Genomic DNA, 24,648 nt, shown 5'->3' on the forward strand with positions numbered 1-24,648 from the left:
AGACATGAGGGGTGAGGTTAAGTTGGCAGGACAACTTGTTCAGTATGGTCGGCGCACGCGGAGAAGTTACGCCCGGATCAACGAGGTGCTGGAAGTCCCGAACCTGATTGAAATCCAACAAAAATCGTACGAAAAATTCTTGGATAACGACTTGCTTGAGTTGTTCCAGGATATTTCGCCGATTCAGGACTTTACGGGCAATCTATCGCTTGAGTTTATCGACTATAGCTTGGGCGAACCGAAATATTCGGTCGATGAATCAAAGGAACGCGATGTGACGTACGCTGCTCCACTGCGCGTTAAGGTACGGCTCTTCAACAAAGAAACCGGCGAAGTGAAGGAACAAGAAGTGTTCATGGGCGACTTCCCGCTGATGACAGAGACCGGTACGTTCATTATTAACGGGGCGGAACGTGTAATTGTCAGCCAGTTGGTTCGATCCCCAAGTGTGTACTTCAGCACGAAGGTTGATAAGAACGGGAAGAAAACATACACGGCAACGGTAATTCCGAATCGCGGAGCTTGGCTCGAGCTTGAGACGGATGCTAAGGACATCATTTACGTTCGTATTGACCGGACCCGGAAAATACCGGTGACGGTGCTTTTGCGCGCTCTTGGCTTCGGAACCGACGCTGAGATCTTAGAATTGCTCGGCCATGACGAGTATATTCGCAACACGCTGGATAAAGACAACACAGATTCGACGGAGAAAGCGCTGATTGAAATCTATGAACGCCTTCGTCCAGGCGAACCGCCTACTTTGGACAATGCGAAGAGCTTGCTGGTTGCTCGTTTCTTTGATCCAAAACGTTACGACCTGGCTAACGTCGGCCGTTACAAAATAAACAAAAAGCTTCACATTAAGAACCGTCTGTTTAATCAACGTCTTGCTGAGACGCTGGTTGATCCGGGTACGGGCGAGATCATTGCGGAAGCAGGTCAAATGATTGACCGTCGTCTGCTGGATGAGATCCTCGACAAGCTGGAGAAAAACGTCGGCTTCAAAACATACCATGTTGCTAATGGTGTGCTGGATGCGGATAGCATTCCGCTTCAAGCGATCAGCGTGTATTCGCCGCTTGATGACGCGAAGGTTATCAAAGTCATCTCTAATGGCGTCATTGATAAATCCGTTAAGCATATTACGCCGGCGGACATCATTTCGTCCATCAACTATTTCATCAACCTCCTTCACGGAGTAGGCAATACGGACGATATCGACCATCTCGGTAACCGTCGTCTGCGTTCCGTAGGCGAATTGCTTCAGAACCAATTCCGTATCGGTCTATCCCGTATGGAACGCGTTGTTCGCGAAAGAATGTCGATTCAAGATGCTAACGCAATTACGCCGCAAGCCTTGATTAACATTCGCCCTGTAATCGCATCGATTAAAGAGTTCTTCGGTTCCTCGCAGCTGTCGCAGTTCATGGACCAAACGAACCCGCTGGCAGAATTGACGCACAAACGTCGTTTGTCTGCTCTCGGTCCGGGCGGTTTGACGCGTGAGCGCGCAGGCTTCGAAGTACGGGACGTCCATCACTCCCACTACGGGCGTATGTGTCCAATCGAAACGCCGGAGGGTCCGAACATCGGTCTGATCAACTCCTTGTCGACGTTTGCCCGCATTAACGAGTACGGCTTCATTGAAGCCCCTTACCGTTGGGTAGATCCGAAGACAGGCATCGTTACCGAGCAAATCTCGTATTTGACGGCTGACGAAGAAGATAACTACGTTGTCGCGCAAGCGAACGCGAAGTTGACCGAAGAAGGCAAATTTGTCGATGACAGTGTCATCGTACGTTACAATAAGCAAGCAGATAACATCTTGACCATGCCAAGCGAACGCGTTGACTACATGGACGTATCGCCTAAGCAGGTTGTGTCGGTTGCGACAGCGCTCATTCCATTCTTGGAAAATGACGACTCCAACCGTGCGCTCATGGGATCCAACATGCAGCGGCAGGCCGTGCCACTCCTTATTCCTAAAGCACCACTTGTTGGTACGGGTATGGAGCACAAATCGGCTAAAGACTCCGGTGTATGTATTGTATCCAAGTATGACGGTGTTATTGAACGAGTTTCGGCAAACGAAATTTGGCTGCGCCGCACAGAGATGCTGGACGGCAAGCAAGTGGTTGGCGATCTCGTGAAACATAAACTGCATAAGTTTATGCGTTCCAACCAAGGAACATGTATTAACCAACGTCCGCTTGTGCGCAAAGGCGAAGTGATCAAGAAAGGCGATATTCTCGCCGACGGTCCTTCCACGGAGCAAGGCGAATTGGCGCTGGGCCGCAACGTTGTCGTTGCGTTCATGACTTGGGAAGGTTACAACTACGAGGATGCGATTCTTCTTAGCGAGAAGCTTGTGAAAGAGGATGTTTACACGTCCATTCACATTGAAGAATACGAATCCGAGGCACGCGATACGAAGCTTGGGCCGGAAGAAATTACGCGCGACATTCCGAATGTCGGCGAAGAAGCGCTGAAAAACCTCGACGAACGCGGCATTATCCGCGTTGGTGCCGAGATCGGCGCCGGCGATATCCTCGTTGGTAAAGTAACTCCTAAAGGCGTTACGGAGCTGACGGCGGAAGAGCGCCTTCTTCACGCGATCTTTGGCGAGAAAGCTCGTGAAGTGCGCGATACGTCGCTTCGCGTACCGCATGGTACCGACGGTATCGTCGTAGACGTTAAAGTATTTACCCGCGAGAACGGCGATGAGCTGCCACCAGGCGTGAATCAGCTGGTTCGTGTATATATTGCTCAAAAACGTAAAATCTCCGAAGGCGACAAAATGGCAGGACGCCACGGTAATAAAGGGGTTATCGCTCGCATTATGCCGGAGGAAGATATGCCGTTCTTGCCAGACGGCACACCAGTTGAAGTCGTGTTGAACCCACTGGGCGTACCATCGCGGATGAACATCGGTCAGGTGCTCGAAGTCCATCTGGGTATGGCTTGTAAGCGTCTTGGTCTTCATGCCGCAACGCCGGTATTCGACGGCGCGCGCGAGTATGACGTATTCGATACGATGGAAGAAGCCGGCATGCAGCGTAACGGTAAAACGATACTGTACGATGGACGTACAGGCGAGTCGTTTGAACGCGAAGTTACGGTTGGCGTCATGTACATGATCAAACTGGCGCACATGGTCGACGATAAAATCCATGCCCGCTCGACGGGTCCTTACTCTCTCGTTACGCAGCAGCCACTGGGCGGTAAAGCTCAATTCGGCGGCCAGCGCTTCGGTGAGATGGAGGTTTGGGCACTCGAGGCCTACGGCGCAGCCTACACGCTTCAAGAGATTCTTACGGTCAAATCCGACGACGTGGTCGGCCGCGTGAAGACTTACGAATCGATCGTGAAAGGCGAGAACGTTCCGGAGCCAGGCGTTCCAGAATCGTTCAAGGTATTGATCAAAGAGCTTCAGTCCCTTGGTATGGACGTTAAGATCCTCACCGAGAATGAAGAAGAGATCGAAATGAAAGAAATCGATGACGAAGATGACGGAACAAGCGATAAGCTTAACCTCAACTTAGAAGGCGCCGAAGCCGGCGCTGAATAAGCTTTGAATAAAAGGCTGCTCGTCCTTCTTAATCGAAGGGCGTGCAGCCGCCAATTTGTACGACATAGCCATACATGACGAAGGAGGGTTGCTCCTTGTTGGACGTGAACAACTTCGAGTATATGAAAATCGGGCTTGCATCGCCTGATAAAATTCGCTCTTGGTCCCGCGGAGAAGTCAAAAAACCGGAGACGATCAACTATAGGACGTTAAAACCGGAGAAAGAGGGTCTTTTCTGCGAAAAGATCTTCGGGCCTACAAAAGACTGGGAATGTCATTGCGGTAAATACAAACGCGTTCGTTATAAAGGCGTTGTCTGCGACCGCTGTGGCGTTGAAGTTACACGCGCGAAAGTACGCCGCGAGCGTATGGGCCATATCGAGCTTGCTGCTCCAGTATCGCATATCTGGTACTTTAAGGGCATTCCAAGCCGTATGGGCCTTGCGCTTGACATGTCGCCTCGTTCCCTCGAGGAGATCATTTATTTTGCATCCTATGTAGTAACCGATCCAGGTGATACGCCGCTTGAGAAAAAACAACTGCTGTCGGAGAAAGAATACCGCAGCTACCGTGAAAAATACGGTTATGGCTTCCAAGCGAGCATGGGTGCCGAAGCAGTTAAGAAATTGCTGCAAGACATCGATGTTGAGAAAGAACTGGAGACACTTAAAGAAGAATTGCGTACGGCTCAAGGCCAACGCCGCAATCGTGCGATTAAGCGTCTTGAAGTCATCGAAGCCTTCCGCAACTCCGGCAATGAGCCGGAATGGATGATTCTCGATGTGCTTCCGGTTATTCCGCCAGAGCTTCGTCCGATGGTACAGCTGGACGGCGGACGTTTTGCAACGTCTGACCTGAACGACCTGTACCGCCGCGTTATTAACCGTAACAACCGTCTGAAACGCCTGCTTGACCTGGGCGCTCCGGACATTATCGTTCAGAACGAGAAGCGCATGCTGCAAGAAGCCGTTGACGCTCTGATCGATAACGGCCGCCGCGGCCGTCCGGTTACAGGCCCGGGCAACCGTCCTTTGAAATCCCTCAGCCACATGCTGAAAGGTAAACAAGGCCGTTTCCGTCAGAACTTGCTCGGTAAACGGGTTGACTACTCTGGTCGTTCCGTTATCGTCGTAGGTCCAAACCTGAAAATGTTCCAATGCGGTCTTCCTAAAGAGATGGCGCTGGAGCTGTTCAAGCCTTTCGTAATGAAAGAACTTGTAAACAAAGGTCTGGCACACAATATAAAGAGCGCAAAACGCAAAGTTGAACGCGTAAGCCCGGAAGTCTGGGACGTTCTTGAAGAAGTTATCAAGGAGCATCCGGTTCTTCTTAACCGTGCCCCTACGCTTCACCGTCTCGGTATCCAGGCGTTCGAACCGATTCTGGTTGAAGGCCGCGCCATCAAGCTTCATCCGCTCGTATGTACCGCTTATAACGCGGACTTCGACGGTGACCAAATGGCCGTTCACGTACCGCTGTCGGCAGAAGCGCAAGCTGAAGCACGTCTTCTGATGCTCGCATCGGGTAACATTTTGAACCCGAAAGACGGCAAGCCTGTTGTTACGCCATCGCAGGATATGGTTCTCGGATCGTACTACTTGACGATGGATAACAAAGAAGCAAAAGGCTCCGGATCGGTGTTCGCTACCGTTAATGAAGCCATCTCCGCGTACCAACGTGGTATTGTATCGCTTCATGCGCGCGTATTCGTGCCTGCGAGAGTGTTGAAGAAAACGATCTTTACGGAGCAGCAGCAGAACTCGCTGATTAGTACAACTGTCGGTAAAGTTATTTTCAACGAAATCTTCCCGGAAGATTTCCCTTACATCAACGAAGCTACCAAAGCGAACTTGCTGCAAGGTACGCCGGATAAGTATTTCGTTTATGAAAAAGGCAGCGACTTGAACAAAATCATGAATGAGTTGCCAATTGCCGGCGGCGTCGGCAAAGAGTATCTCGGCAACATCATCGGCGAATGCTTCCGTATCTACCATACAACTTTGACATCGATTATTCTTGACCGGATCAAGCAGCTTGGCTTTACGTACTCCACGCGCGCAGGTATTACTGTTGCGGTAGCGGACGTTGTCGTTCCGGAGGAGAAAGTCGAGATTCTGAAAGAATCGGATGCTAAAGTAGCAGTCGTTATGAATCAGTACCGTCGCGGTCTGATTACGAATGAAGAACGTTATGACCGTGTTATCGAAATTTGGAGCAAATCGAAAGACCAAATTACCGATATCCTCATGAAATCGATGGACCGTTACAATTCCATCATGCTCATGGTGGACTCCAAAGCACGGGGTAACAAATCGCAGATCGCACAGCTCGGCGGTATGCGTGGTCTGATGGCCAACCCATCCGGCCGGATCATCGAGTTGCCAATCAAATCGAACTTCCGTGAAGGCCTTACCGTCCTCGAGTACTTCATCTCGACGCACGGTGCCCGTAAAGGTCTGGCCGATACGGCGCTTCGTACAGCGGACTCGGGTTACTTGACCCGTCGTCTCGTAGACGTTGCGCAGGACGTAATCGTCCGCGAAGACGATTGCGGTACGGATAAAGGCTTTACCGTTAGCAAGATTCAAGACGGCAAAGAGGTTATCGAGGATCTGTACGACCGTATCGAAGGCCGTTACTCGTTCGAAACAATCCGTCATCCAAAAACGGGTGAGGTTATTGTTAAGAAGAGCGAGCTGATCGACTCCGGCAAAGCCGATGCGATTATCGACGCAGGTATCGAGAAACTTCAAATCCGTTCCGTTCTTAGCTGTCGTGCACGTCATGGCGTATGTAAAGTATGCTATGGCCGTAACTTGGCGACTGGCAAGCACGTTGAGATTGGCGAAGCGGTAGGCATTATCGCGGCGCAATCCATCGGTGAACCGGGAACACAGCTGACGATGCGTACATTCCATACCGGCGGCGTTGCCGGCGACGATATTACGCAAGGTTTGCCGCGTATCCAAGAGCTTTTCGAGGCGCGTAATCCGAAAGGTCAAGCGATCATTACAGAGCTCGATGGTGTCGTGAAAGAAATTCGCGAGGCGAAAGACCGCCGCGAAATCGAAGTCCAAGGCGAAGCAGAAACGAAAGTCTATGCAATTACGTATGGCTCGCGTATCCGCGTAACCGAAGGCCAGCAAATCGAAGCAGGCGACGAGCTTACAGACGGTTCGATCGACCCTAAAGATATGCTGCGTATTAAAGGTATCCGTGGCGTTCAAAACTACATTTTGCAAGAAGTACAGCGCGTATACCGTAACCAAGGCGTAGAAATCAACGACAAGCACGTTGAGGTTATGGTTAAGCAAATGCTTCGCAAAATCCGTATCGTTGACGCAGGCGACACTACGCTTCTTCCAGGCGCATTTGTTGACATCCACGAATACGAAGCAGCTAACCGCGAAGCAATCTTTGCAGGTCTTGAGCCTGCCGTTGCGAAGCCGGTATTGCTTGGTATTACGAAGGCGTCCCTTGAGACAGATTCGTTCTTGTCCGCGGCATCGTTCCAAGAAACGACCCGCGTCCTGACCGACGCTGCTATCAAAGGTAAAGTCGACCAATTGCTTGGTCTGAAAGAGAACGTTATTATCGGTAAGCTGATCCCGGCTGGTACAGGTATGAACCGTTACCGCAGCATCAAGCTGGTAGGCCTAGAAGATGAGCCGGAAGCAACTGCAGAAGGCGAATTGGAATCCGAAGCTGTAACGATCGAATAGGACTCGCATATTGTTGTAATAGATGAGGAGAGCGCGGCATTCGGCAGGGATGGTTGGTCTTCCCTGTTGATGCCCGCTCTTTTACATGTATAATAGTTGAGGGGCCTTACCTTTAACCGTGTAAATGAGATAACCAAAACTTTGCAATTGGACAGGGTGTAATACAGCTTGACACTTCTAGATGTAGGTGTTAATATATCGAAGTGTGCCTAATTGTGTGATCGCTCTACCGCAAAAGGAAAGGTGATATCATGCAGTTTAAGGTTGGCGCGAAACAGACGACTAAGATGCTCGAACAGAGTAAAGCTATCGAAGTCTATGTGGCTCGTGATGCAGATCCGCGGATGAGAGAGAAGGTTGTTCATCTGTGCGAGCGGTTGAGTGTTCCGGTCAAGTGGATAGATACGATGCAAGAACTCGGGGAAACCTGCGGGATTGATGTCGGAGCCGCTATGGCAGCGCTCATACTTGATGAAGAATAAAGTAGACTCCATTTTTGTTAGTGCAGAATTGAAAGATGATGGACTGACAGAAATTTTTATTTGTTCTTTTATGAACCGCCTGGATCTGTGGGCTTAATTAATTGGGTAAAATGTCTTGCCATTAATAAGACATAATCATGGGAAGGGGGTGGCAACATGCCAACAATTAACCAGCTGGTCCGCAAAGGCCGCCAAGCTAAAGTCGTAAAATCGAAATCGCCTGCTTTGCAAAGAGGTTTCAACGCCTTGAAACGTGAAGCAACGAACATCAGCGCTCCGCAAAAACGCGGTGTGTGCACTCGTGTAGGTACTATGACTCCGAAAAAACCAAACTCCGCACTTCGTAAATACGCGCGTGTACGTTTGACTAACCGCGTAGAAGTAACAGCGTACATCCCTGGTATCGGTCATAACCTGCAAGAGCACAGCGTTGTATTGATCCGTGGTGGACGGGTAAAAGACCTTCCAGGTGTACGTTACCATATCGTTCGCGGCGCATTGGATACTGCGGGTGTAAACAACCGTAACCAATCCCGTTCGAAATACGGTACAAAACGTCCTAAAGTTAAAAAATAATATTAGCAATTTGTTCGGATAAATATTCGGATATTGCGACTAACTAAGAAAGGGGGACTTTCTCATGCCACGCAAAGGTCCTGTTACAAAACGCGACGTATTGCCGGATCCGGTTTACAATAGCAAACTGGTAACCCGCCTTATCAACCGCATCATGATCGACGGTAAACGCGGCGTTGCTCAAACGCTGTTGTATGATGCTTTCACGCTGATCCAAGAACGCACGGGTAAAGATCCAATGGAAGTGTTCGAAGAAGCGTTGAAAAACATCATGCCTGTACTCGAGGTTAAAGCTCGCCGTGTCGGCGGTTCTAACTACCAAGTACCGATTGAAGTTAAACCAGAGCGTCGTACATCGCTTGGTCTCCGTTGGCTCGTGAACTATTCGCGTAACCGCGGTGAAAAAACGATGGAAGAACGTCTGGCAGCTGAAATCATGGACGCATCGAACAACACTGGTGCATCCGTGAAGAAGCGCGAAGATACACACAAAATGGCAGAAGCGAACAAAGCGTTTGCTCACTACCGTTGGTAGGATTCTAACCAAAATGTTTGAGTTTAACTCAAAACACGAGAGGAGACAAATTCATGTCTAGAGAGTTCTCCTTGAATAATACGCGTAACATCGGGATCATGGCGCATATCGATGCTGGTAAAACAACTACCACTGAGCGTATCTTGTTCTATACAGGCCGTACTCATAAAATCGGTGAAGTGCATGAAGGCGCTGCAACGATGGACTGGATGGAGCAAGAGCAAGAGCGCGGTATTACAATTACGTCTGCCGCGACTACTGCTCAATGGAAAGGCAACCGCATCAATATTATCGACACCCCGGGGCACGTTGACTTCACAGTAGAAGTTGAACGTTCCCTGCGCGTATTGGATGGGGCCGTTGGCGTATTCAGTGCCAAAGAAGGCGTTGAGCCACAGTCTGAAACGGTATGGCGTCAAGCTGACCGTTATGGCGTTCCACGGATCGCCTACATCAACAAGATGGACATCATCGGTGCAGACTTCCTGAATGTTGTTAAAGACATGCGCGAGCGTCTGCAAGCGAATGCTGTTGCGATCCAATTGCCGATTGGCGCTGAGAGTGATTTCCTCGGCGTTGTCGACATTATCGAGCGCGTAGCTTACAAGTATAAAGACGATCTCGGTAGAGATCCTGAGCAAGTTGAGATTCCTGCTGAGTTGGCTGACCAAGTAGAAGAGCTTCGCACGGAGCTGATCGAAAAGGTAGCTGAGCTGGATGAAGAATTGACTATGAAATATCTGGAAGGCGAAGAAATTACGATTCCAGAGATTAAAGCAGCGCTCCGCAAGGGCGTTTGTGAAGTTAAAATCTTCCCGGTTATCGCAGGTTCCTCGTACCGTAACAAAGGTGTTCAAATGATGTTGGACGCAGTAGTTGACTACCTGCCATCCCCGCTCGACGTACCGGCTATCAAAGGTACACTCGAAGACGGCGAAGAGTCGGTACGTCATTCTTCTGACGAAGAGCCGTTCGCGGCACTCGCGTTCAAAATCATGACTGACCCTTACGTTGGTAAATTGACATTCTTCCGTGTATACTCGGGTATCCTGAAATCCGGTTCGTACGTTCTTAACGCAACTAAGAACAAACGTGAGCGGATCGGTCGTATCCTGCAGATGCATGCGAACAGCCGTCAAGAGATTTCGGAAGTTTACTCCGGCGATATCGCTGCCGCAGTAGGTCTGAAAGATACCATCACAGGCGACACGCTGTGCGACGAGAAGAACCCGATCATCCTTGAATCGATGAACTTCCCTGAGCCGGTTATCTCGGTAGCTATCGAACCAAAAACGAAAGCTGACCAAGACAAGCTTGGTATCGCAATCTCCAAACTGGCTGAAGAAGATCCAACGTTCCGTGCTCATACAGACGAAGAAACGAACCAAACGATCATCTCGGGTATGGGTGAGCTTCACCTTGAAATCCTGGTTGACCGTATGCTTCGCGAATTCAAAGTTGAGACTAACGTTGGTAAACCTCAAGTAGCTTACCGCGAAACATTCCGTACCGCGGCTAAGGTTGAAGGTAAATTCGTTCGTCAGTCCGGCGGTAAAGGTCAATATGGCCATTGTTGGGTTGAATTCACTCCGCAAGAGCCAGGTCAAGGCTTCGTATTCGAGAATAAAGTTGTTGGTGGATCGATTCCTCGTGAATTTATCGCTCCTATCCAAGCAGGTATCGAAGAGTCGATGAAGAACGGCGTTCTCGCTGGCTTCCCGCTCGTTGATGTTAAAGCAACTGTATTCGACGGTTCGTACCATGACGTTGACTCCTCGGAGATGGCGTTCAAAATCGCTGGTTCCATGGCGCTTAAAGCTGCTAAGGAAAAATGTAACCCAGTTCTTCTTGAGCCAATCATGAAGGTTGAAGTTACAGTACCAGAAGAGTACATGGGCGACGTTATGGGTATGCTGAACTCCCGTCGCGGTCGTATCGAAGGTATGGATACTCGTGCAGGCGCACAAATCATCCGTGCTAAGGTACCTCTTGCAGAGATGTTCGGTTACTCCACAACTCTTCGTTCCGGTACGCAAGGCCGTGGCGTATTCTCCATGGAGCTCTCGCACTATGAAGAAGTACCACGTTCGATCTCCGAAGAGATCATCGCTAAAAACAAAGGCGCTTAATTATTAAGCCCTTAAATTCATACCATTGGTATGCAAGGTCGGGCACAAATACCTTAGGGCGTTTGTGTTTGGCCCACACATAAAACTTCAGTTATATTAAGGAGGATTAAGTTCAATGGCAAAGGCTAAATTTGAACGTAATAAACCGCACGTAAATATCGGTACTATCGGTCACGTCGACCATGGTAAAACTACTTTGACAGCTGCTATCACTACTGTACTTTCCAAAAAATACGGTGGCGCGGCAATCGCTTTCGACCAAATCGACAAAGCTCCAGAAGAGCGCGAGCGCGGTATCACGATCTCGACAGCTCACGTTGAGTATGAGACTCCTAACCGTCACTATGCTCACGTTGACTGCCCAGGTCACGCCGACTACGTTAAAAACATGATCACTGGTGCTGCTCAAATGGACGGCGCTATCCTGGTTGTATCCGCAGCTGACGGCCCTATGCCGCAAACTCGCGAGCACATCCTTCTGTCCCGCCAAGTAGGCGTACCTTACATCGTTGTATTCCTGAACAAATGCGACATGGTTGAAGACGAAGAGCTTCTTGAACTGGTTGAGATGGAAGTTCGCGACCTTCTTAACGAGTATGAGTTCCCAGGCGACGACACTCCAATCATCCGTGGTGCAGCTCGTGAAGCTCTGCAAAACCCAGATGGTCCTTGGGCTGACAAAATCGTTGAACTGTTCGAACAAGTTGACACTTACATCCCAACTCCTGAGCGCGACACAGCTAAGCCTTTCCTGATGCCTGTCGAGGACGTATTCACAATCACTGGCCGCGGTACAGTTGCTACTGGCCGTATCGACCGTGGTGTGGTTAAAGTCGGCGACGAGGTTGAAATCGTTGGTCTGGCTGAAGAAACTCGCAAATCCGTTGTTACGGGCGTAGAAATGTTCCGTAAACTGATGGATTCCGCTCAAGCGGGCGACAACATCGGCGCACTGCTTCGTGGTGTAGACCGTAAAGACATCGAGCGTGGTCAAGTACTGGCTAAACCGGCTTCGGTTAAACCACACACTAACTTCACAGCTCAAATCTACGTTCTGACTAAAGAAGAGGGTGGCCGTCATAAGCCTTTCTTCACTGGTTACCGTCCACAATTCTATTTCCGTACAACTGACGTAACAGGTATCATCAACCTGCCAGAAGGTACTGAAATGGTTATGCCTGGCGACAACATTACAGTTACTGTAGAACTGATCGCTCCAATCGCGGTTGAAGAAGGCACTCGTTTCTCCATCCGTGAAGGCGGCCGTACTGTAGGCGCTGGCGCTGTTGCAACTATCCAAAAATAATAAGGTGCGGCATTAGCCGCTCTTATGAAGCCCTCTGCCTCCGGCAGAGGGTTTTTTAATTTCCAGATAAAACCCACCATTGACGTATAACTTTACATGCCATTAGAATTAATGGATAAGCGTCTATCGACGCTATTCGAAGTATTCAGACAAATATCCAACTGGGAGGGGCAAACTAGAAATGAAAAAGAAATGGTTGGTACCGCTTGCTTTAGTACTTTTGCTCGTTACAGCAGCATGTGGGAACAGTGGTAAAAACAACGAGAACAGCAGCTCCGGCAACGCTGCAAACGCAGGTGACTCGGACGCAAAGAAATCGTACAAGATCTCAATCTCTCAGATCGTTGAGCATCCATCGCTTGACGCAACAAAAGAAGGTTTTCTTGCAGCTTTGAAGGATGCAGGTTTTGTCGAAGGGGAAAACTTAACGATAGATTTTAATACAGCACAAGGCGATCAAACGAATAACTTGTCGATTGCGCAAAAGATTGCAGGCGCTAAGGCCGATCTGGCTCTTGGTATCGCAACTCCTTCGGCGCAGGCGCTTGTACAAGCGTATTCGAATGCCGGCAACAAAGGCCCGGTATTGTTCGCAGCCGTAACGGATCCGCTGTCCGCTGATCTTGTATCGGATCTGGATGCTCCGGGAGGCAACGTAACAGGCGCTTCCGATACGAATCCGGATGCAGCCGTACAACTGATGGATTTCATTGCGGCTAACTTCCCTAACGTGAAGAAGGTTGGATTGGTCATTAACAAAGGCGAGAGCAATGCGGTTGTTATGGCTGCTACTGCTAAAGAAGCACTTGCTAAGCACAACATCGAACTGATCGAAGCACCGGTTACAAACACTTCCGAAGTAAAACAAGCCGGTGAGTCGCTTATCGGTAAAGTAGACGCTATGTACATCACGCTTGATAACGTTGTTGTATCCGGTGTAGACGCGCTTCTGCAATTGGCAAAACAAAACCATATTCCGTTCTTCTCCAGTGACCGTGATACGGTTGAGAAAGGCGCTTTTGCTACTGTAGGCTTCAAATACTATGACCATGGCTACCAAGTAGGCCAAATGGCCGCTGAGATTCTGAAGGGTAAAAATCCGGGCGAGATGAAAGTAACGAAACCGGACAAGCTCGACCTGATTCTTAACCTGAAGGCAGCCGCTGATGAAGGCATTACCGTTACTGATGCAATGAAAGCCGGAGTAAAAGATCCGGATAACAACATCATTCAATAACAAATTGAGAACGGGGTAAACGCTCCTTCGCGTTCATCCCGTTCTCTTATTATGTGGAGGAGGTGCCCCGGTGCCAGTATGGTTAAATGGTGCTTTTGAGCTAGGTTTGCTTTATTCCTTAATGGCTCTAGGCGTCTATATTACATTTCGCATCCTTGATTTTCCCGATCTCACGGTTGACGCAAGCTTCACAACCGGAGCAGGGGTAGCAGCAGTTCTGATTACGAACGGCACTTCGCCATGGCTCGCATGCCTTGCGGCATTTGGCGCCGGAGCTGCCGCAGGTGCAATTACGGGCTTGCTGCACACGAAAGGCAAAATCAATGGATTGTTATCAGGTATTTTAATGATGATCGCTCTCTATTCCGTTAATATGCGGATTATGGGCAAGCCGAACATCGGACTTATGGGGTCGGACATCTCGACTGTGTTCTCGGGAGTTAAGGTTCTTGTGCTTATGCCGATTGTCGTCGTTATTATTAAGCTTCTGCTCGATTTGTTCTTCAAGACGGATCTTGGTTTGAGTCTTCGCGCAACGGGTGACAACGAGCGTATGATCCGCAGCTTTGGCACTAATACGGATACAACTAAGATTATGGGTATTGCATTATCGAACGGTCTTGTTGCTTTGTCGGGTTCTTTTGTCGCTCAACAAAGCGGATTTGCGGATATTACGATGGGTGTCGGTATGATCGTTATCGGCCTCGCATCGGTTATTATCGGCGAAGCGCTGTTTGGCGCGAAAACCGTATTCCGTGCGACACTCGCCGTTGTGCTGGGCTCAATCGTCTATCGCATTATTATCGGTCTTGCATATCAAAGCGATTTCTTCGAGGCATCCGATCTTAAATTGATTACGGCCGTTATCGTTATTATCGCGCTTGTCTTCCCGTCTTTGCAGAAATCGTGGAAACAGAAGAGAATGGCCCAAAAACGCACAGCGGCTCTTTTGAATAGCGTTGAACAAAAAGGGGGCGGACGCTGATGCTGGAAATATCCAAAGTATCAAAGCTTTTTAACCCGGGGACATTAGATGAAAAGACGGCCCTTGTGAATACGAACCTGGCGATGAAGCCCGGAGACTTTATTACGGTTATCGGTAGTAACGGCGCCGGCAAGTCGACGTTGATGAACATCATCTCCGGAGTCATGAAGCCGGATACCGGCGAGGTACGGATCGAGGGCAAAAATATTAGCAATCTGCCGGAGTTCCGCAGAAGCAAATGGATTGGCCGCGTATTCCAGGATCCGATGGCAGGCACTGCCCCGCGGATGTCTATTGAAGAGAATCTGGCCATGGCCTATACGCGCGGAAAGCAGCGTGGTTTCTCGCTTAGTATCAACCGTGGTCGCCGCGCTATTTTCCGGGAACAGCTTTCCCGTCTGGGTATTGGACTCGAGAATCGCTTAAGTGCCAAGGTTGGCCTTCTGTCCGGCGGCGAACGCCAGGCGCTGAGCCTTCTGATGGCTACTTTTACGAAACCGCAGATTCTTCTGCTCGATGAGCATACGGCAGCTCTTGACCCGGCTCGCGCGGAGCTTATCACAACGCTGACCGAGACGCTTGTGCGCGAAATGAACCTGACAACCTTGATGGTTACTCACAACATGGAACAGGCGATTCGTCTCGGCAATCGGCTCATCATGATGGATAAAGGCAGAATCATTCTTGAAGTCAATGAAGACCGGAAGAAAGATCTGACCGTAGAACGCCTGCTAGGCGAATTCGAACAGATCAGCGGCAAAAAGATGGCCGACGACCGTGTCGTTCTTGGCTAATCGCACTAATAGGAAACGCAATAGCGAAATTCGCTGTTGCGTTTCTTCTATTATATAGAAGATATTTTCAGGTCAAAAATGGATTTGAGAGTTTGTACATAATCGTGTATTATAGGCGAAGTGGAAAACACGGTTCGTCCAGGCGGCGGACGCGGGAAAGTCGAACATAAATCGTTGTTGCGCCAAGCTGAGTAAAGATAGGAAAAGACATAACTTTTCCCTTGCATTTGCCCAGCTGTTTCGGTATAATATTGACTGTTGGTCTGTGACGTTGCGATGATGTGAGAGGTTGCCGACACACCCGGCCCCTTTGCCATGGGGCATGTGCCGGGTTTTCTCACGGAGTATGTCCGATAAGAAATTGGGCGATAGAAGGAGGGACTTATATGGCAAAGCAAAAGATTCGTATTCGCTTGAAAGCATACGATCACAGAATTCTTGATCAATCCGCTGAGAAAATCGTGGAAACAGCAAAACGTTCCGGTGCAGGCGTATCCGGGCCGATTCCGCTTCCTACGGAAAAGCAAATCATCACTATTCTCCGTGCGGTGCACAAGTACAAGGATTCCCGGGAGCAATTCGAAATGCGTACACATAAACGCTTGATCGATATTGTTAACCCAACGCCGCAAACGGTTGATGCGTTGATGCGCCTGGATTTACCATCCGGTGTAGATATCGAAATCAAACTGTAATAAGCATAGCTGATCATTGAAAGGAAAAGAGGTGTCAACATGAAAGGTATCTTAGGGAAAAAACTTGGTATGACGCAAGTGTTTACCGCTGAAGGTAATGTCGTTCCTGTAACGGTTATCGAAGCTGGTCCTTGTGTAGTTCTCCAGAAGAAAGATCAAGAGAACGATGGTTATGAAGCCGTACAATTCGGTTTCTCCGATAAGAAAGAAGCTAGAGCGATCAAGCCGGAAATCGGCCACGCAAAGAAAGCTAACACAGCTCCTAAGCGCTACGTTCGTGAAATTCGCGGTATCAACTTGGGCGAATATGAAGTTGGCCAAGAAGTTAAGGCTGATTTGTTCGCAGAGGGCGAGTTTGTTGACGTAACAGGTATTTCGAAAGGTAAAGGCTTTGCCGGCGTTATCAAACGTTGGGGACAAAGCACGGGCCCAATGGCTCACGGTTCCCGTTACCATCGTGGTCCTGGTTCCATGGGTTCGATTCAAGCGAACCGCGTACCAAAAGGCAAACACCTTCCTGGTCACATGGGTCATGAGACAGTTACGATCCAAAAACTCGAAATTATCCGTGTAGACGCTGAGCGTAATGTGATCCTTGTTAAAGGCTCCATTCCAGGTCCTAAAAACGGTTTCGTTAAAGTAAAACAAACAGTTAAGAACTAATTGCTTACAAGAAAGGAGGAACAAGAAATGCCTAAAGTTACAGTATTTAACGTGAGTGGCTCTGAAGTTGGTGAAATCGAATTGGCGGACAGCGTATTCGGTATCGAGCCTAACTCTCATGTACTGCATAGCGCTGTATTGCTTCAGCAAGCTGCTGAGCGTGCAGGTACGCACAAAACAAAAGGACGCTCCGAAGTACGCGGCGGCGGTCGTAAGCCTTGGAAACAAAAAGGTACTGGCCGTGCTCGTCAAGGTAGCATTCGTTCGCCACAATGGGTTGGCGGCGGTACAGTATTTGGACCGACTCCGCGCTCTTATGGCTTTAAACTTCCTAAGAAGGTTCGCCGTCTGGCGATTAAATCCGCATTGTCTTCGAAAGTGATCGCTAACGAGATCGTCGTTCTTGATCAATTGACATTCGCGGCTCCTAAAACGAAGGAATTCGCAGCAATCTTGAACAACCTGAAAGCTGATCGCAAAGCACTTGTTGTTTTGCCGGCTTATGATGACAATGTAGCATTGTCCGCTCGCAATATCCCAGGCGTGAAATTCGTCGCTGCTGACGGCATTAATGTTCTGGACGTATTGGTGCATGACAAGCTCATCATCACGAAAGAAGCGGTAGAGAAAGTACAGGAGGTGTTTGCATAATGAAAAATCCTCGCGATATTATCAAACGCCCTGTTATTACGGAGCGCACTAGCGACTTCATGGCGGTTAAACGCTACGTGTTCGAAGTTGACCTTCGTGCGAACAAAACCGAAATTAAAGATGCTATCGAGCAAATCTTTAAAGTAAAAGTAACGAGCGTTAATACAATGCGTGTTGCAGGTAAGCCGAAGCGTTACGGCAAGTACAACGGCTACCGTCCTGATTGGAAAAAAGCATTCGTTCAGCTGAGCGCTGACAGCAAAGAGCTTGAATTCTTTGAAACGTCTGTATAGAAAAGGAGGGAAACACAGTGCCAATCAAAAAGTATAAACCGACGTCCCCGGCTCGTCGTAACATGTCCGTTTCGACTTTTGAAGAGATCACAACAAGCACACCGGAGAAATCCTTGCTTGCTCCGCTTTTCAAAAAAGCTGGTCGTAATAACCAAGGTAAAATTACAGTTCGTCACCATGGCGGCGGACATAAACGTAAATACCGTATCATCGACTTTAAACGTACAAAAGATGGTGTTGTAGGTAAAGTTGCTTCGATCGAATACGATCCGAACCGTACTTCCAACATTGCTCTGATCAACTACGTTGATGGTGAGAAAGCATACATCATCGCACCTAAAGGTCTGAAAGTCGGCGATCAAGTTGTTTCCGGTCCTGATGCTGACATCAAAATCGGTAACGCTTTGCCACTTATCAACATTCCAGTGGGTACAGTTATCCACAACATCGAACTGAAACCAGGCAAAGGCGGACAATTGGTTCGCGCGGCTGGTACAGAAGCTCAACTTCTTGGTAAAGAAGGCGACTATGTATCGATCCGTCTGTCCTCCGGCGAAGTTCGTCGTATCCTGAGCACTTGCCGTGCAACAATCGGTTCCGTTGGCAACGAAGATCACGAACTCGTGAAAATCGGTAAAGCCGGCCGTTCCCGTTGGATGGGCAAACGTCCTGAAGTTCGCGGCGTAGTAATGAACCCGAACGATCACCCACACGGTGGTGGTGAAGGCCGTGCTCCAATCGGTCGTAAATCCCCTATGTCTCCTTGGGGCAAACCGACTCTTGGTTACAAAACACGCAAGAAGAAAAAAGCATCGAGCCAATATATTATTCGTCGTCGTACGAAGTAATAATCGCTTGTTTGCAAGCAGCGTGACTGATGGTTGCGCTACGTTTCCGCGAAGGGAGGACTCCAAATGGGTCGCAGTTTGAAAAAAGGTCCGTTTATTGACGGCCACCTGCTCAAAAAGGTCGAGGAATTGAACGAAACGAACAAGAAAGTCGTTATCAAGACTTGGTCCCGTCGCTCGACAATTTTCCCACAATTCATCGGTCACACCATTGCAGTCTATGATGGCCGCAAGCATGTACCGGTTTATGTAACGGAAGATATGGTTGGACACAAGTTCGGTGAGTTTGCACCGACTCGTACCTACAAAGGCCATGACGATGACAAGAAAACAGGTAAGAGATAATCTGCCTGAATTATTTTTTAATGTATGAGAGGAGGTTCATCCATGCCAGAAGCTAAAGCGCACGCTAATTTCGTACGCATTGCTCCTCGTAAAGCACAGCTGGTTGCGGACTTGATCCGTGGCAAGCAAGTAGGTGAAGCGATCGCAATTTTGCGTCATACACCGAAATCTGCTTCCCCAATCCTGGAGAAGTTGCTGAACTCTGCTATTGCTAACGCTGAGCATAACTACCAATTGGACGTGAACAAACTGGTTATCACGCAAGCATTCGTGAACCAAGGTCCGACAATGAAACGTTTCCGCCCTCGTGCAATGGGACGCGCAAGCCGGATCAACAAAAGAACCAGCCACATCACATTGGTTGTATCTGAAAAATAAGGAGGGATAACGTGTGGGTCAAAAGGTAAATCCGGTCGGTCTTCGTATCGGGATTATCCGTGATTGGGAATCCAAATGGTACGCTGGCAAAGACTTCGGCGATCTTCTGTTGGAAGACGTGAAAATTCGTGAATACCTGAAGAACAAACTGAAGGATGCAGCAGTATCCCACATCGAGATCGAGCGCGCGGCTAACCGCGTTAACGTAACGATTAACACTGCTAAGCCAGGCATGGTTATCGGCAAAGGCGGTTCTGAAGTAGAAAGCCTTCGTACGGAGCTTGGCAAAATCACTAAAGGCAAAAAAGTTCACATTAACATTTCCGAAATCAAACAAGCAGATCTGGACGCTATTCTTGTAGCTGAAAGCATCGCGCAACAACTGGAGCGTCGTGTTTCTTTCCGTCGTGCTTTGAAACAAGCGATCCAACGTTCGATGCGTGCAGGCGCTAAAGGGATTAAGACTGCTGTCAGCGGTCGTCTCGGCGGTGCTGAAATTGCTCGTTCGGAAGGCTACAGCGAAGGTACAGTACCGCTTCATACACTGCGCGCAGACATCGACTACGGCACAGCTGAAGCACATACTACTTACGGCCGTATCGGCGTAAAAGTATGGATCTATCGCGGCGAAGTCCTTCCAGCTAAGAAGAAAGCTCCCCAGGAAGGAGGCAACTAATCATGTTGGTACCTAAACGTGTCAAACACCGTAAGCAACAACGCGGAAATATGAGAGGTCGCGCTAAAGGCGGCACTGAAGTAGCTTTCGGCGAATACGGCTTGCAAGCTCTTGAACCAACTTGGATCACGAACCGTCAAATCGAAGCGGCTCGTATCGCAATGACTCGTTATATCAAACGTGGCGGTAAAGTGTGGATTAAAATTTTCCCACATAAACCGATCACTCAAAAGCCTCTCGAAGTTCGGATGGGTAGCGGTAAAGGTAACGTTGAAAAATGGGTTGCAGTCGTGAAACCAGGCAAGATCATGTTCGAACTCGCTGGTGTTTCCGAAGAAGTCGCTCGTGAAGCGATGCGCCTCGCGTCCCACAAACTGCCGATCAAAACGAAGTTCGTGAAACGCGAAGAAGTAGGTGGTGAAGCAAATGAAAGCTAGTGAATTTCGCAACCTAACCTCTGCTGAGATTGAACAAAAAATCGCTGGTTTTAAAGAAGAGCTTTTCAACCTTCGTTTCCAACTGGCTACTGGCCAACTGGAAAGCCCGACACGTATTCGTGACGTGCGTAAGAATATCGCTCGCGCTAAAACCATTTTGCATGAAAGACAACTCGGTATCAGCAGCTAATATAGCTGTCCTTGACTTAGGGTTACCACGGTTTAAGGAAGGAGGAAGAACATGAGCGAACGTAATGCCCGCAAAGTTCAAATCGGTAAAGTCGTTAGCGATAAAATGGACAAAACAATCGTTGTTGCTGTTGAAACATACAAAAAACACGATTTGTACCATAAACGCATCAAATACACGAAAAAGTTCAAAGCGCATGATGAGAACAATCAAGCGAAGATTGGCGATATCGTGAAAATCATGGAGACTCGTCCACTTTCGAAAGACAAACGCTTCAGATTGGTAGAAGTTGTTGAAGTGGCAGTTGTCCTTTAAGATGTTATAATCAGTGAATGAGCATTTTCCCGGAAGGAGGACGTTGAGATGATTCAACCATTTACTCGTTTGCGTGTTGCTGACAACTCCGGAGCTAAAGAACTGATGTGTATTCGTGTTCTTGGCGGTACTGGCCGTCGCGTAGGCGCTATCGGTGACCTGATCGTGTGCTCTGTAAAACAAGCAACACCAGGCGGCGTTGTCAAAAAAGGTGACGTTGTTAAAGCTGTTATCGTTCGTACGAAGCGTGCAGTTCGTCGTAAAGACGGTTCTTACATCGCATTCGATGAGAACGCAGCTGTAATCGTTAAAGAAGATAAGAGCCCGCGCGGTACTCGTATTTTTGGACCTGTTGCCCGTGAGCTTCGCGATAAAGATTTCATGAAAATCGTATCGCTTGCACCAGAGGTTATCTAAGACCAATGCCCTGTGCATAACAGGGATCGCGATATAGCCTGAAAGCTTAGTGAGCAGGAGGTGTAATCAATGCCAAGACTGAAAAAGATTCTTGAATCGCACAACAACAAGCTTCACGTTAAAAAAGACGACACGGTTATCGTCATTTCCGGTAAGGACAAAGGCAAAAAAGGCCGTGTAATCGCTGCGTATCCGCGTGAAAACCGCGTGCTCGTAGAAGGCGTGAACTTTGTTAAAAAGCACACTCGTCCGTCCCAAGTGAACCCACAAGGCGGAATTATCGAGCAAGAAGCTCCAGTTCACGTTTCCAACGTGATGCACATTGATCCGAAGAGCGGTAAAGTTACTCGTATCGGATACAAAGTGCTGGACAACGGCAAAAAAGTCCGGTACGCAAAACGTTCCGGCGAAGTGATCGACTAATCGTTACTGTAGGAAAGGAGGTCCATAAATAATGGCAGCAAGATTGAAAGATAAATTTCTTAACGAAATTACGCCTGCATTGATGCAGAAGTTTAACTATACGACTGTAATGCAAGTGCCGAAGATCGAGAAGGTTGTCATCAACATGGGTGTTGGCGAAGCGGTTGCTAACTCCAAAGTGCTTGATGTCGCTGTCGACGAGCTTCGTCAAATCTCCGGTCAAAAGCCGGTTGTAACTCGTGCGAAGAAGTCCATCGCGGGCTTTAAACTTCGCGAGAACATGCCAATCGGGGTTAAAGTAACACTGCGCGGCGAGCGCATGTACTACTTCCTTGACAAGCTGTTCAACATCTCGCTTCCACGCGTACGTGACTTCCGCGGTGTATCGACGAAAGCATTCGACGGTCGCGGTAACTATACGCTTGGCTTGAAAGAGCAACTCATCTTCCCAGAGATCGAGTATGATAAAGTTGATAAAGTTCGTGGTATGGACATCGTCATCGTCACGACGGCTAAAACGGACGAAGAATCTCGTGAACTGCTTACCCAAATGGGCATGCCGTTCGCGAAGTAATCCACTTCTAGGAGGTGTAATACCAAGTGGCAAAAACTTCGATGAAAGTGAAGCAACAACGTACACCGAAATTTCAAGTGCGTGCCTATACGCGCTGTGAACGTTGCGGCCGTCCGCACTCTGTTTTGCAAAAGTTTAAAATTTGCCGGATTTGTTTCCGCGAATTAGCATACAAAGGCCAGATTCCTGGCGTTAAAAAAGCAAGCTGGTAATCAGCCTAGTTCGGGAAGGAGGTTAACACAAATGGTTATGTCTGATCCGATTGCAGATATGCTGACACGCATTCGTAATGCGAATGTTGTTCGTCACGAAACCGTGGAATTGCCCGCTTCGAAAGTTAAGAAGCAAATCGCAGAAATTCTGAAACGCGAGGGCTTCATCCGCGATGCTGAATATATCGAAGACAACAAACAAGGGATTATCCGTATTTTCTTGAAATACGGCCCTAACCAAGAGCGCGTTATCACTGGTCTGAAACGTATTTCTAAACCAGGTCTGCGCGTTTACACTAAATCGACTGAAATCCCACGCGTTTTGGGTGGTCTGGGAATTGCTATCATTTCCACATCCAAAGGGGTTATGACCGATAAAGAAGCACGCCAAGGCAAAGCAGGCGGCGAAGTCGTTTGCTACGTTTGGTAATTAACTAGTCACAAGATTGGAGGTGTAACAATGTCCCGTATTGGTCGCAAACCGATCACAGTACCAGCTGGCGTAAGCATCAGCCTGGACAACTCGGTTATTACTGTAAAAGGACCGAAAGGATCCCTTTCCCGTGAAATTCACAAGGATATGAAAGTGAACGTTGCGGAGAACGAGATCGTAATCGAACGTCCTTCCGACAATAAATTGCATCGTTCTTTGCACGGAACTACTCGCAGCGTCATCGCTAACATGGTGAGCGGCGTTACTGAAGGCTTCTCGAAAAACTTGGAGCTGGTAGGCGTAGGTTACCGTGCGAACAAAACTGGCGATAAGATCGTTCTTAACGTTGGTTATTCCCACCCAGTGGAGATTGCACCTGAAGCCGGTATTGAGTTCGAAGTTCCAGCGAACACGAAGATCACTGTTCGCGGTATCGACAAAGAGCGCGTAGGCGCTGTTGCTGCTCAAATCCGTTCCGTGCGCGAACCAGAGCCTTACAAAGGTAAAGGTATCAAGTACGAAGGCGAACGCATCATCCGCAAAGAAGGTAAAGCTGGTAAGAAGAAATAAGCAGTCTGATTGGGCTGCTTAAAATAGCGGTATAAGGCAGAAGGAAAGGAGTGAACCTTGAATGATTACGAAAGGCGATAAAAACAAGGCTCGTCTGAAAAGACACTTGCGTGTTCGTAAAAAAATCAACGGAACGGTAGCTCGTCCACGTCTCTCGGTATTCCGTTCGGCGAAGCATATCTATGCTCAATTGATCGATGACGTACAAGGCGTAACGCTTGCATCCGCATCCACAGTGGATAAAGAACTGGCAGAAGCAATCGGCAATGGCGGCAGCGTTGAAGCAGCTCGCAAAGTTGGCGAATTGATCGCAAAACGCGCTCAAGCGAAAGGGGTATCCCAAATCGTATTTGACCGTGGTGGTTACTTGTATCATGGCAGAATTCAGGCGCTTGCTGAAGCAGCACGCGAAGCTGGTCTGGAATTCTAGTCGAATTTACTTATAAGGAGGTTAATCGACTTGCGTGTAGATCCAAATACGTTAGAACTGACTGAAAAAGTTGTCCACATCAACCGCGTTGCTAAAGTTGTTAAAGGCGGACGTCGTTTCAGCTTTAGTGCGCTCGTAGTTGTCGGCGACGGCAAAGGCTACGTAGGCGCAGGGATCGGTAAAGCGGGCGAAGTACCTGATGCGATTCGCAAAGGTATCGAAGACGCTAAGAAAAACCTGATCCACGTTCCACTCGTAGGAACAACAATTCCCCATCTTGTAGTTGGACATTTCGGTGCAGGTGAAGTTCTCCTGAAACCGGCATCCAAAGGTACAGGTGTTATCGCCGGCGGTCCTGTTCGTGCAGTACTCGAACTGGCTGGTGTAGGCGATATCCTGACGAAATCGCTTGGTTCTTCGAACTCCATGAACATGGTTAACGCAACGCTTGAAGGTCTTTCCCGCCTGAAGCGCGCGGAAGATGTTGCGAAGCTTCGTGGAAAAACTGTCGAAGAGCTGTTAGGTTAAGGAGGGGAATAGGATGGCAAAATTGCAAATCACCCTCGTTCGCAGTGTGATCGGCCGTAACGAAAAACAACGCGCGACTGTTGAATCCTTCGGTCTGAAGAAAATTCACCAATCCGTTGTTTTGAACGACAGCCCGGCTGTTCGCGGCATGATTAATGCTGTAAGCCACTTGATCAAAGTAGAAGAAGTTTAAGCAACTTGCTTGCTATAAGAAATAAATAAGGAGGTGCAAGAAC

At 48.6% G+C, this 24,648-nt stretch carries 30 protein-coding genes; all 30 read left to right on the plus strand.

Annotated features, from left to right (window positions below; all coding sequences use genetic code 11):
* Positions 1-4 precede the first annotated feature (4 nt).
* The 30 genes from rpoB to rpmD all read left to right on the plus strand — a co-directional run bounded on the left by rpoB (position 5) and on the right by rpmD (position 24,605).
* Positions 5-3,568, plus strand: a complete 3,564-nt coding sequence (gene rpoB, locus CFI03_RS29100; protein ID WP_127497477.1) for a DNA-directed RNA polymerase subunit beta — start codon at positions 5-7, stop codon at positions 3,566-3,568.
* A 122-nt stretch (positions 3,569-3,690) separates the two neighbouring features.
* Positions 3,691-7,290, plus strand: a complete 3,600-nt coding sequence (rpoC, locus tag CFI03_RS29105; RefSeq protein WP_481857721.1) for a DNA-directed RNA polymerase subunit beta' — start codon at positions 3,691-3,693, stop codon at positions 7,288-7,290.
* Between the two features lie 251 nt (positions 7,291-7,541).
* Positions 7,542-7,772, plus strand: a complete 231-nt coding sequence (locus CFI03_RS29110; protein ID WP_127497481.1) for a ribosomal L7Ae/L30e/S12e/Gadd45 family protein — start codon at positions 7,542-7,544, stop codon at positions 7,770-7,772.
* Positions 7,773-7,928: 156 nt separating this feature from the next.
* A complete protein-coding gene (gene rpsL, locus CFI03_RS29115) occupies positions 7,929-8,348 on the plus strand; it encodes a 30S ribosomal protein S12 (protein WP_015847231.1) in 420 nt (139 codons plus the stop codon).
* Positions 8,349-8,412: 64 nt separating this feature from the next.
* Positions 8,413-8,883, plus strand: coding sequence for a 30S ribosomal protein S7 (gene rpsG, locus CFI03_RS29120; protein ID WP_015847230.1), 471 nt, complete (start codon positions 8,413-8,415; stop codon positions 8,881-8,883).
* A gap of 53 nt (positions 8,884-8,936) precedes the next feature.
* A complete protein-coding gene (gene fusA / locus CFI03_RS29125) occupies positions 8,937-11,012 on the plus strand; it encodes an elongation factor G (protein WP_127497483.1) in 2,076 nt (691 codons plus the stop codon).
* Between the two features lie 115 nt (positions 11,013-11,127).
* Entirely contained in the window at positions 11,128-12,318 is a 1,191-nt protein-coding gene (tuf, locus tag CFI03_RS29130; protein WP_127497486.1) for an elongation factor Tu, read from the plus strand.
* A gap of 181 nt (positions 12,319-12,499) precedes the next feature.
* Complete coding sequence (locus tag CFI03_RS29135) at positions 12,500-13,555, plus strand: ABC transporter substrate-binding protein (protein ID WP_248762604.1); 1,056 nt, start codon at positions 12,500-12,502, stop codon at positions 13,553-13,555.
* Between the two features lie 70 nt (positions 13,556-13,625).
* A complete protein-coding gene (locus tag CFI03_RS29140; RefSeq protein ID WP_127497490.1) occupies positions 13,626-14,540 on the plus strand; it encodes an ABC transporter permease in 915 nt (304 codons plus the stop codon).
* Complete coding sequence (locus CFI03_RS29145) at positions 14,540-15,334, plus strand: ABC transporter ATP-binding protein (protein WP_015847225.1); 795 nt, start codon at positions 14,540-14,542, stop codon at positions 15,332-15,334. Before CFI03_RS29140 ends, CFI03_RS29145 begins: the two co-directional genes overlap by 1 nt.
* A gap of 386 nt (positions 15,335-15,720) precedes the next feature.
* Entirely contained in the window at positions 15,721-16,029 is a 309-nt protein-coding gene (gene rpsJ, locus CFI03_RS29150; RefSeq protein ID WP_005544556.1) for a 30S ribosomal protein S10, read from the plus strand.
* A gap of 39 nt (positions 16,030-16,068) precedes the next feature.
* Entirely contained in the window at positions 16,069-16,692 is a 624-nt protein-coding gene (gene rplC / locus CFI03_RS29155) for a 50S ribosomal protein L3 (protein WP_015847224.1), read from the plus strand.
* Positions 16,693-16,719: 27 nt separating this feature from the next.
* Positions 16,720-17,343: a 50S ribosomal protein L4 gene (gene rplD / locus CFI03_RS29160; RefSeq protein WP_015847223.1), complete on the plus strand. Its 624-nt coding sequence runs from the start codon at positions 16,720-16,722 to the stop codon at positions 17,341-17,343.
* Entirely contained in the window at positions 17,343-17,636 is a 294-nt protein-coding gene (gene rplW / locus CFI03_RS29165; protein WP_248762605.1) for a 50S ribosomal protein L23, read from the plus strand. The genes rplD and rplW overlap by 1 nt, the downstream gene beginning before the upstream one ends.
* Positions 17,637-17,653: 17 nt before the next feature.
* The gene (rplB, locus tag CFI03_RS29170) at positions 17,654-18,484 is read left to right on the plus strand and encodes a 50S ribosomal protein L2 (protein ID WP_127497496.1); all 831 of its coding nucleotides are present in this window, start codon (positions 17,654-17,656) and stop codon (positions 18,482-18,484) included.
* Positions 18,485-18,550: 66 nt separating this feature from the next.
* A complete protein-coding gene (gene rpsS / locus CFI03_RS29175; protein WP_127497498.1) occupies positions 18,551-18,829 on the plus strand; it encodes a 30S ribosomal protein S19 in 279 nt (92 codons plus the stop codon).
* Positions 18,830-18,871: 42 nt separating this feature from the next.
* A complete protein-coding gene (rplV, locus tag CFI03_RS29180; protein WP_015847219.1) occupies positions 18,872-19,207 on the plus strand; it encodes a 50S ribosomal protein L22 in 336 nt (111 codons plus the stop codon).
* Between the two features lie 13 nt (positions 19,208-19,220).
* Complete coding sequence (gene rpsC, locus CFI03_RS29185; RefSeq protein ID WP_015847218.1) at positions 19,221-19,883, plus strand: 30S ribosomal protein S3; 663 nt, start codon at positions 19,221-19,223, stop codon at positions 19,881-19,883.
* Positions 19,884-19,885: 2 nt separating this feature from the next.
* Entirely contained in the window at positions 19,886-20,320 is a 435-nt protein-coding gene (rplP, locus tag CFI03_RS29190) for a 50S ribosomal protein L16 (RefSeq protein ID WP_015847217.1), read from the plus strand.
* A complete protein-coding gene (gene rpmC / locus CFI03_RS29195) occupies positions 20,310-20,510 on the plus strand; it encodes a 50S ribosomal protein L29 (protein WP_091190718.1) in 201 nt (66 codons plus the stop codon). Before rplP ends, rpmC begins: the two co-directional genes overlap by 11 nt.
* 51 nt (positions 20,511-20,561) lie before the next feature.
* A complete protein-coding gene (gene rpsQ / locus CFI03_RS29200; RefSeq protein WP_015847215.1) occupies positions 20,562-20,825 on the plus strand; it encodes a 30S ribosomal protein S17 in 264 nt (87 codons plus the stop codon).
* Positions 20,826-20,873: 48 nt separating this feature from the next.
* Positions 20,874-21,242 carry a 50S ribosomal protein L14 gene (gene rplN, locus CFI03_RS29205; RefSeq protein ID WP_015847214.1) on the plus strand — a complete coding sequence of 123 codons (369 nt, stop codon included), beginning with the start codon at positions 20,874-20,876 and terminating at the stop codon, positions 21,240-21,242.
* A gap of 69 nt (positions 21,243-21,311) precedes the next feature.
* Positions 21,312-21,665: a 50S ribosomal protein L24 gene (rplX, locus tag CFI03_RS29210; protein WP_015847213.1), complete on the plus strand. Its 354-nt coding sequence runs from the start codon at positions 21,312-21,314 to the stop codon at positions 21,663-21,665.
* 31 nt (positions 21,666-21,696) lie between these two features.
* On the plus strand, positions 21,697-22,239 hold the full coding sequence (gene rplE / locus CFI03_RS29215) for a 50S ribosomal protein L5 (RefSeq protein ID WP_091190722.1): 543 nt from the start codon (positions 21,697-21,699) through the stop codon (positions 22,237-22,239).
* Between the two features lie 26 nt (positions 22,240-22,265).
* The gene (locus CFI03_RS29220) at positions 22,266-22,451 is read left to right on the plus strand and encodes a type Z 30S ribosomal protein S14 (protein ID WP_015847211.1); all 186 of its coding nucleotides are present in this window, start codon (positions 22,266-22,268) and stop codon (positions 22,449-22,451) included.
* A gap of 31 nt (positions 22,452-22,482) precedes the next feature.
* Positions 22,483-22,881, plus strand: a complete 399-nt coding sequence (gene rpsH, locus CFI03_RS29225; RefSeq protein ID WP_015847210.1) for a 30S ribosomal protein S8 — start codon at positions 22,483-22,485, stop codon at positions 22,879-22,881.
* A 30-nt stretch (positions 22,882-22,911) separates the two neighbouring features.
* The gene (rplF, locus tag CFI03_RS29230) at positions 22,912-23,454 is read left to right on the plus strand and encodes a 50S ribosomal protein L6 (protein WP_127497500.1); all 543 of its coding nucleotides are present in this window, start codon (positions 22,912-22,914) and stop codon (positions 23,452-23,454) included.
* A 61-nt stretch (positions 23,455-23,515) separates the two neighbouring features.
* Entirely contained in the window at positions 23,516-23,884 is a 369-nt protein-coding gene (gene rplR, locus CFI03_RS29235; protein WP_127497502.1) for a 50S ribosomal protein L18, read from the plus strand.
* 30 nt (positions 23,885-23,914) lie between these two features.
* Entirely contained in the window at positions 23,915-24,412 is a 498-nt protein-coding gene (rpsE, locus tag CFI03_RS29240) for a 30S ribosomal protein S5 (protein WP_015847207.1), read from the plus strand.
* Between the two features lie 13 nt (positions 24,413-24,425).
* Positions 24,426-24,605, plus strand: coding sequence for a 50S ribosomal protein L30 (rpmD, locus tag CFI03_RS29245; RefSeq protein WP_015847206.1), 180 nt, complete (start codon positions 24,426-24,428; stop codon positions 24,603-24,605).
* The last annotated feature ends 43 nt before the right edge of the window (positions 24,606-24,648 follow it).

This window comes from Paenibacillus sp. ATY16, assembly GCF_003399985.2.
Taxonomy (GTDB): domain Bacteria; phylum Bacillota; class Bacilli; order Paenibacillales; family Paenibacillaceae; genus Pristimantibacillus; species Pristimantibacillus glycanilyticus.

Excerpts from the sequence above, each read along its gene's own strand:
- rpoB (WP_127497477.1), top strand. The coding sequence starts at position 5 with ATGAGGGGTGAGGTTAAGTTGGCAGGACAACTTGTTCAGTATGGTCGG.
- rpoC (WP_481857721.1), top strand. The coding sequence starts at position 3,691 with ATGAAAATCGGGCTTGCATCGCCTGATAAAATTCGCTCTTGGTCCCGC.
- CFI03_RS29110 (WP_127497481.1), top strand. The coding sequence starts at position 7,542 with ATGCAGTTTAAGGTTGGCGCGAAACAGACGACTAAGATGCTCGAACAG.
- rpsL (WP_015847231.1), top strand. The coding sequence starts at position 7,929 with ATGCCAACAATTAACCAGCTGGTCCGCAAAGGCCGCCAAGCTAAAGTC.
- rpsG (WP_015847230.1), top strand. The coding sequence starts at position 8,413 with ATGCCACGCAAAGGTCCTGTTACAAAACGCGACGTATTGCCGGATCCG.
- fusA (WP_127497483.1), top strand. The coding sequence starts at position 8,937 with ATGTCTAGAGAGTTCTCCTTGAATAATACGCGTAACATCGGGATCATG.
- tuf (WP_127497486.1), top strand. The coding sequence starts at position 11,128 with ATGGCAAAGGCTAAATTTGAACGTAATAAACCGCACGTAAATATCGGT.
- CFI03_RS29135 (WP_248762604.1), top strand. The coding sequence starts at position 12,500 with ATGAAAAAGAAATGGTTGGTACCGCTTGCTTTAGTACTTTTGCTCGTT.
- CFI03_RS29145 (WP_015847225.1), top strand. The coding sequence starts at position 14,540 with ATGCTGGAAATATCCAAAGTATCAAAGCTTTTTAACCCGGGGACATTA.
- rpsJ (WP_005544556.1), top strand. The coding sequence starts at position 15,721 with ATGGCAAAGCAAAAGATTCGTATTCGCTTGAAAGCATACGATCACAGA.
- rplC (WP_015847224.1), top strand. The coding sequence starts at position 16,069 with ATGAAAGGTATCTTAGGGAAAAAACTTGGTATGACGCAAGTGTTTACC.
- rplD (WP_015847223.1), top strand. The coding sequence starts at position 16,720 with ATGCCTAAAGTTACAGTATTTAACGTGAGTGGCTCTGAAGTTGGTGAA.
- rplW (WP_248762605.1), top strand. The coding sequence starts at position 17,343 with ATGAAAAATCCTCGCGATATTATCAAACGCCCTGTTATTACGGAGCGC.
- rpsS (WP_127497498.1), top strand. The coding sequence starts at position 18,551 with ATGGGTCGCAGTTTGAAAAAAGGTCCGTTTATTGACGGCCACCTGCTC.
- rplV (WP_015847219.1), top strand. The coding sequence starts at position 18,872 with ATGCCAGAAGCTAAAGCGCACGCTAATTTCGTACGCATTGCTCCTCGT.
- rplP (WP_015847217.1), top strand. The coding sequence starts at position 19,886 with ATGTTGGTACCTAAACGTGTCAAACACCGTAAGCAACAACGCGGAAAT.
- rpmC (WP_091190718.1), top strand. The coding sequence starts at position 20,310 with ATGAAAGCTAGTGAATTTCGCAACCTAACCTCTGCTGAGATTGAACAA.
- rpsQ (WP_015847215.1), top strand. The coding sequence starts at position 20,562 with ATGAGCGAACGTAATGCCCGCAAAGTTCAAATCGGTAAAGTCGTTAGC.
- rplN (WP_015847214.1), top strand. The coding sequence starts at position 20,874 with ATGATTCAACCATTTACTCGTTTGCGTGTTGCTGACAACTCCGGAGCT.
- rplX (WP_015847213.1), top strand. The coding sequence starts at position 21,312 with ATGCCAAGACTGAAAAAGATTCTTGAATCGCACAACAACAAGCTTCAC.
- rplE (WP_091190722.1), top strand. The coding sequence starts at position 21,697 with ATGGCAGCAAGATTGAAAGATAAATTTCTTAACGAAATTACGCCTGCA.
- rpsH (WP_015847210.1), top strand. The coding sequence starts at position 22,483 with ATGGTTATGTCTGATCCGATTGCAGATATGCTGACACGCATTCGTAAT.
- rplF (WP_127497500.1), top strand. The coding sequence starts at position 22,912 with ATGTCCCGTATTGGTCGCAAACCGATCACAGTACCAGCTGGCGTAAGC.
- rplR (WP_127497502.1), top strand. The coding sequence starts at position 23,516 with ATGATTACGAAAGGCGATAAAAACAAGGCTCGTCTGAAAAGACACTTG.
- rpmD (WP_015847206.1), top strand. The coding sequence starts at position 24,426 with ATGGCAAAATTGCAAATCACCCTCGTTCGCAGTGTGATCGGCCGTAAC.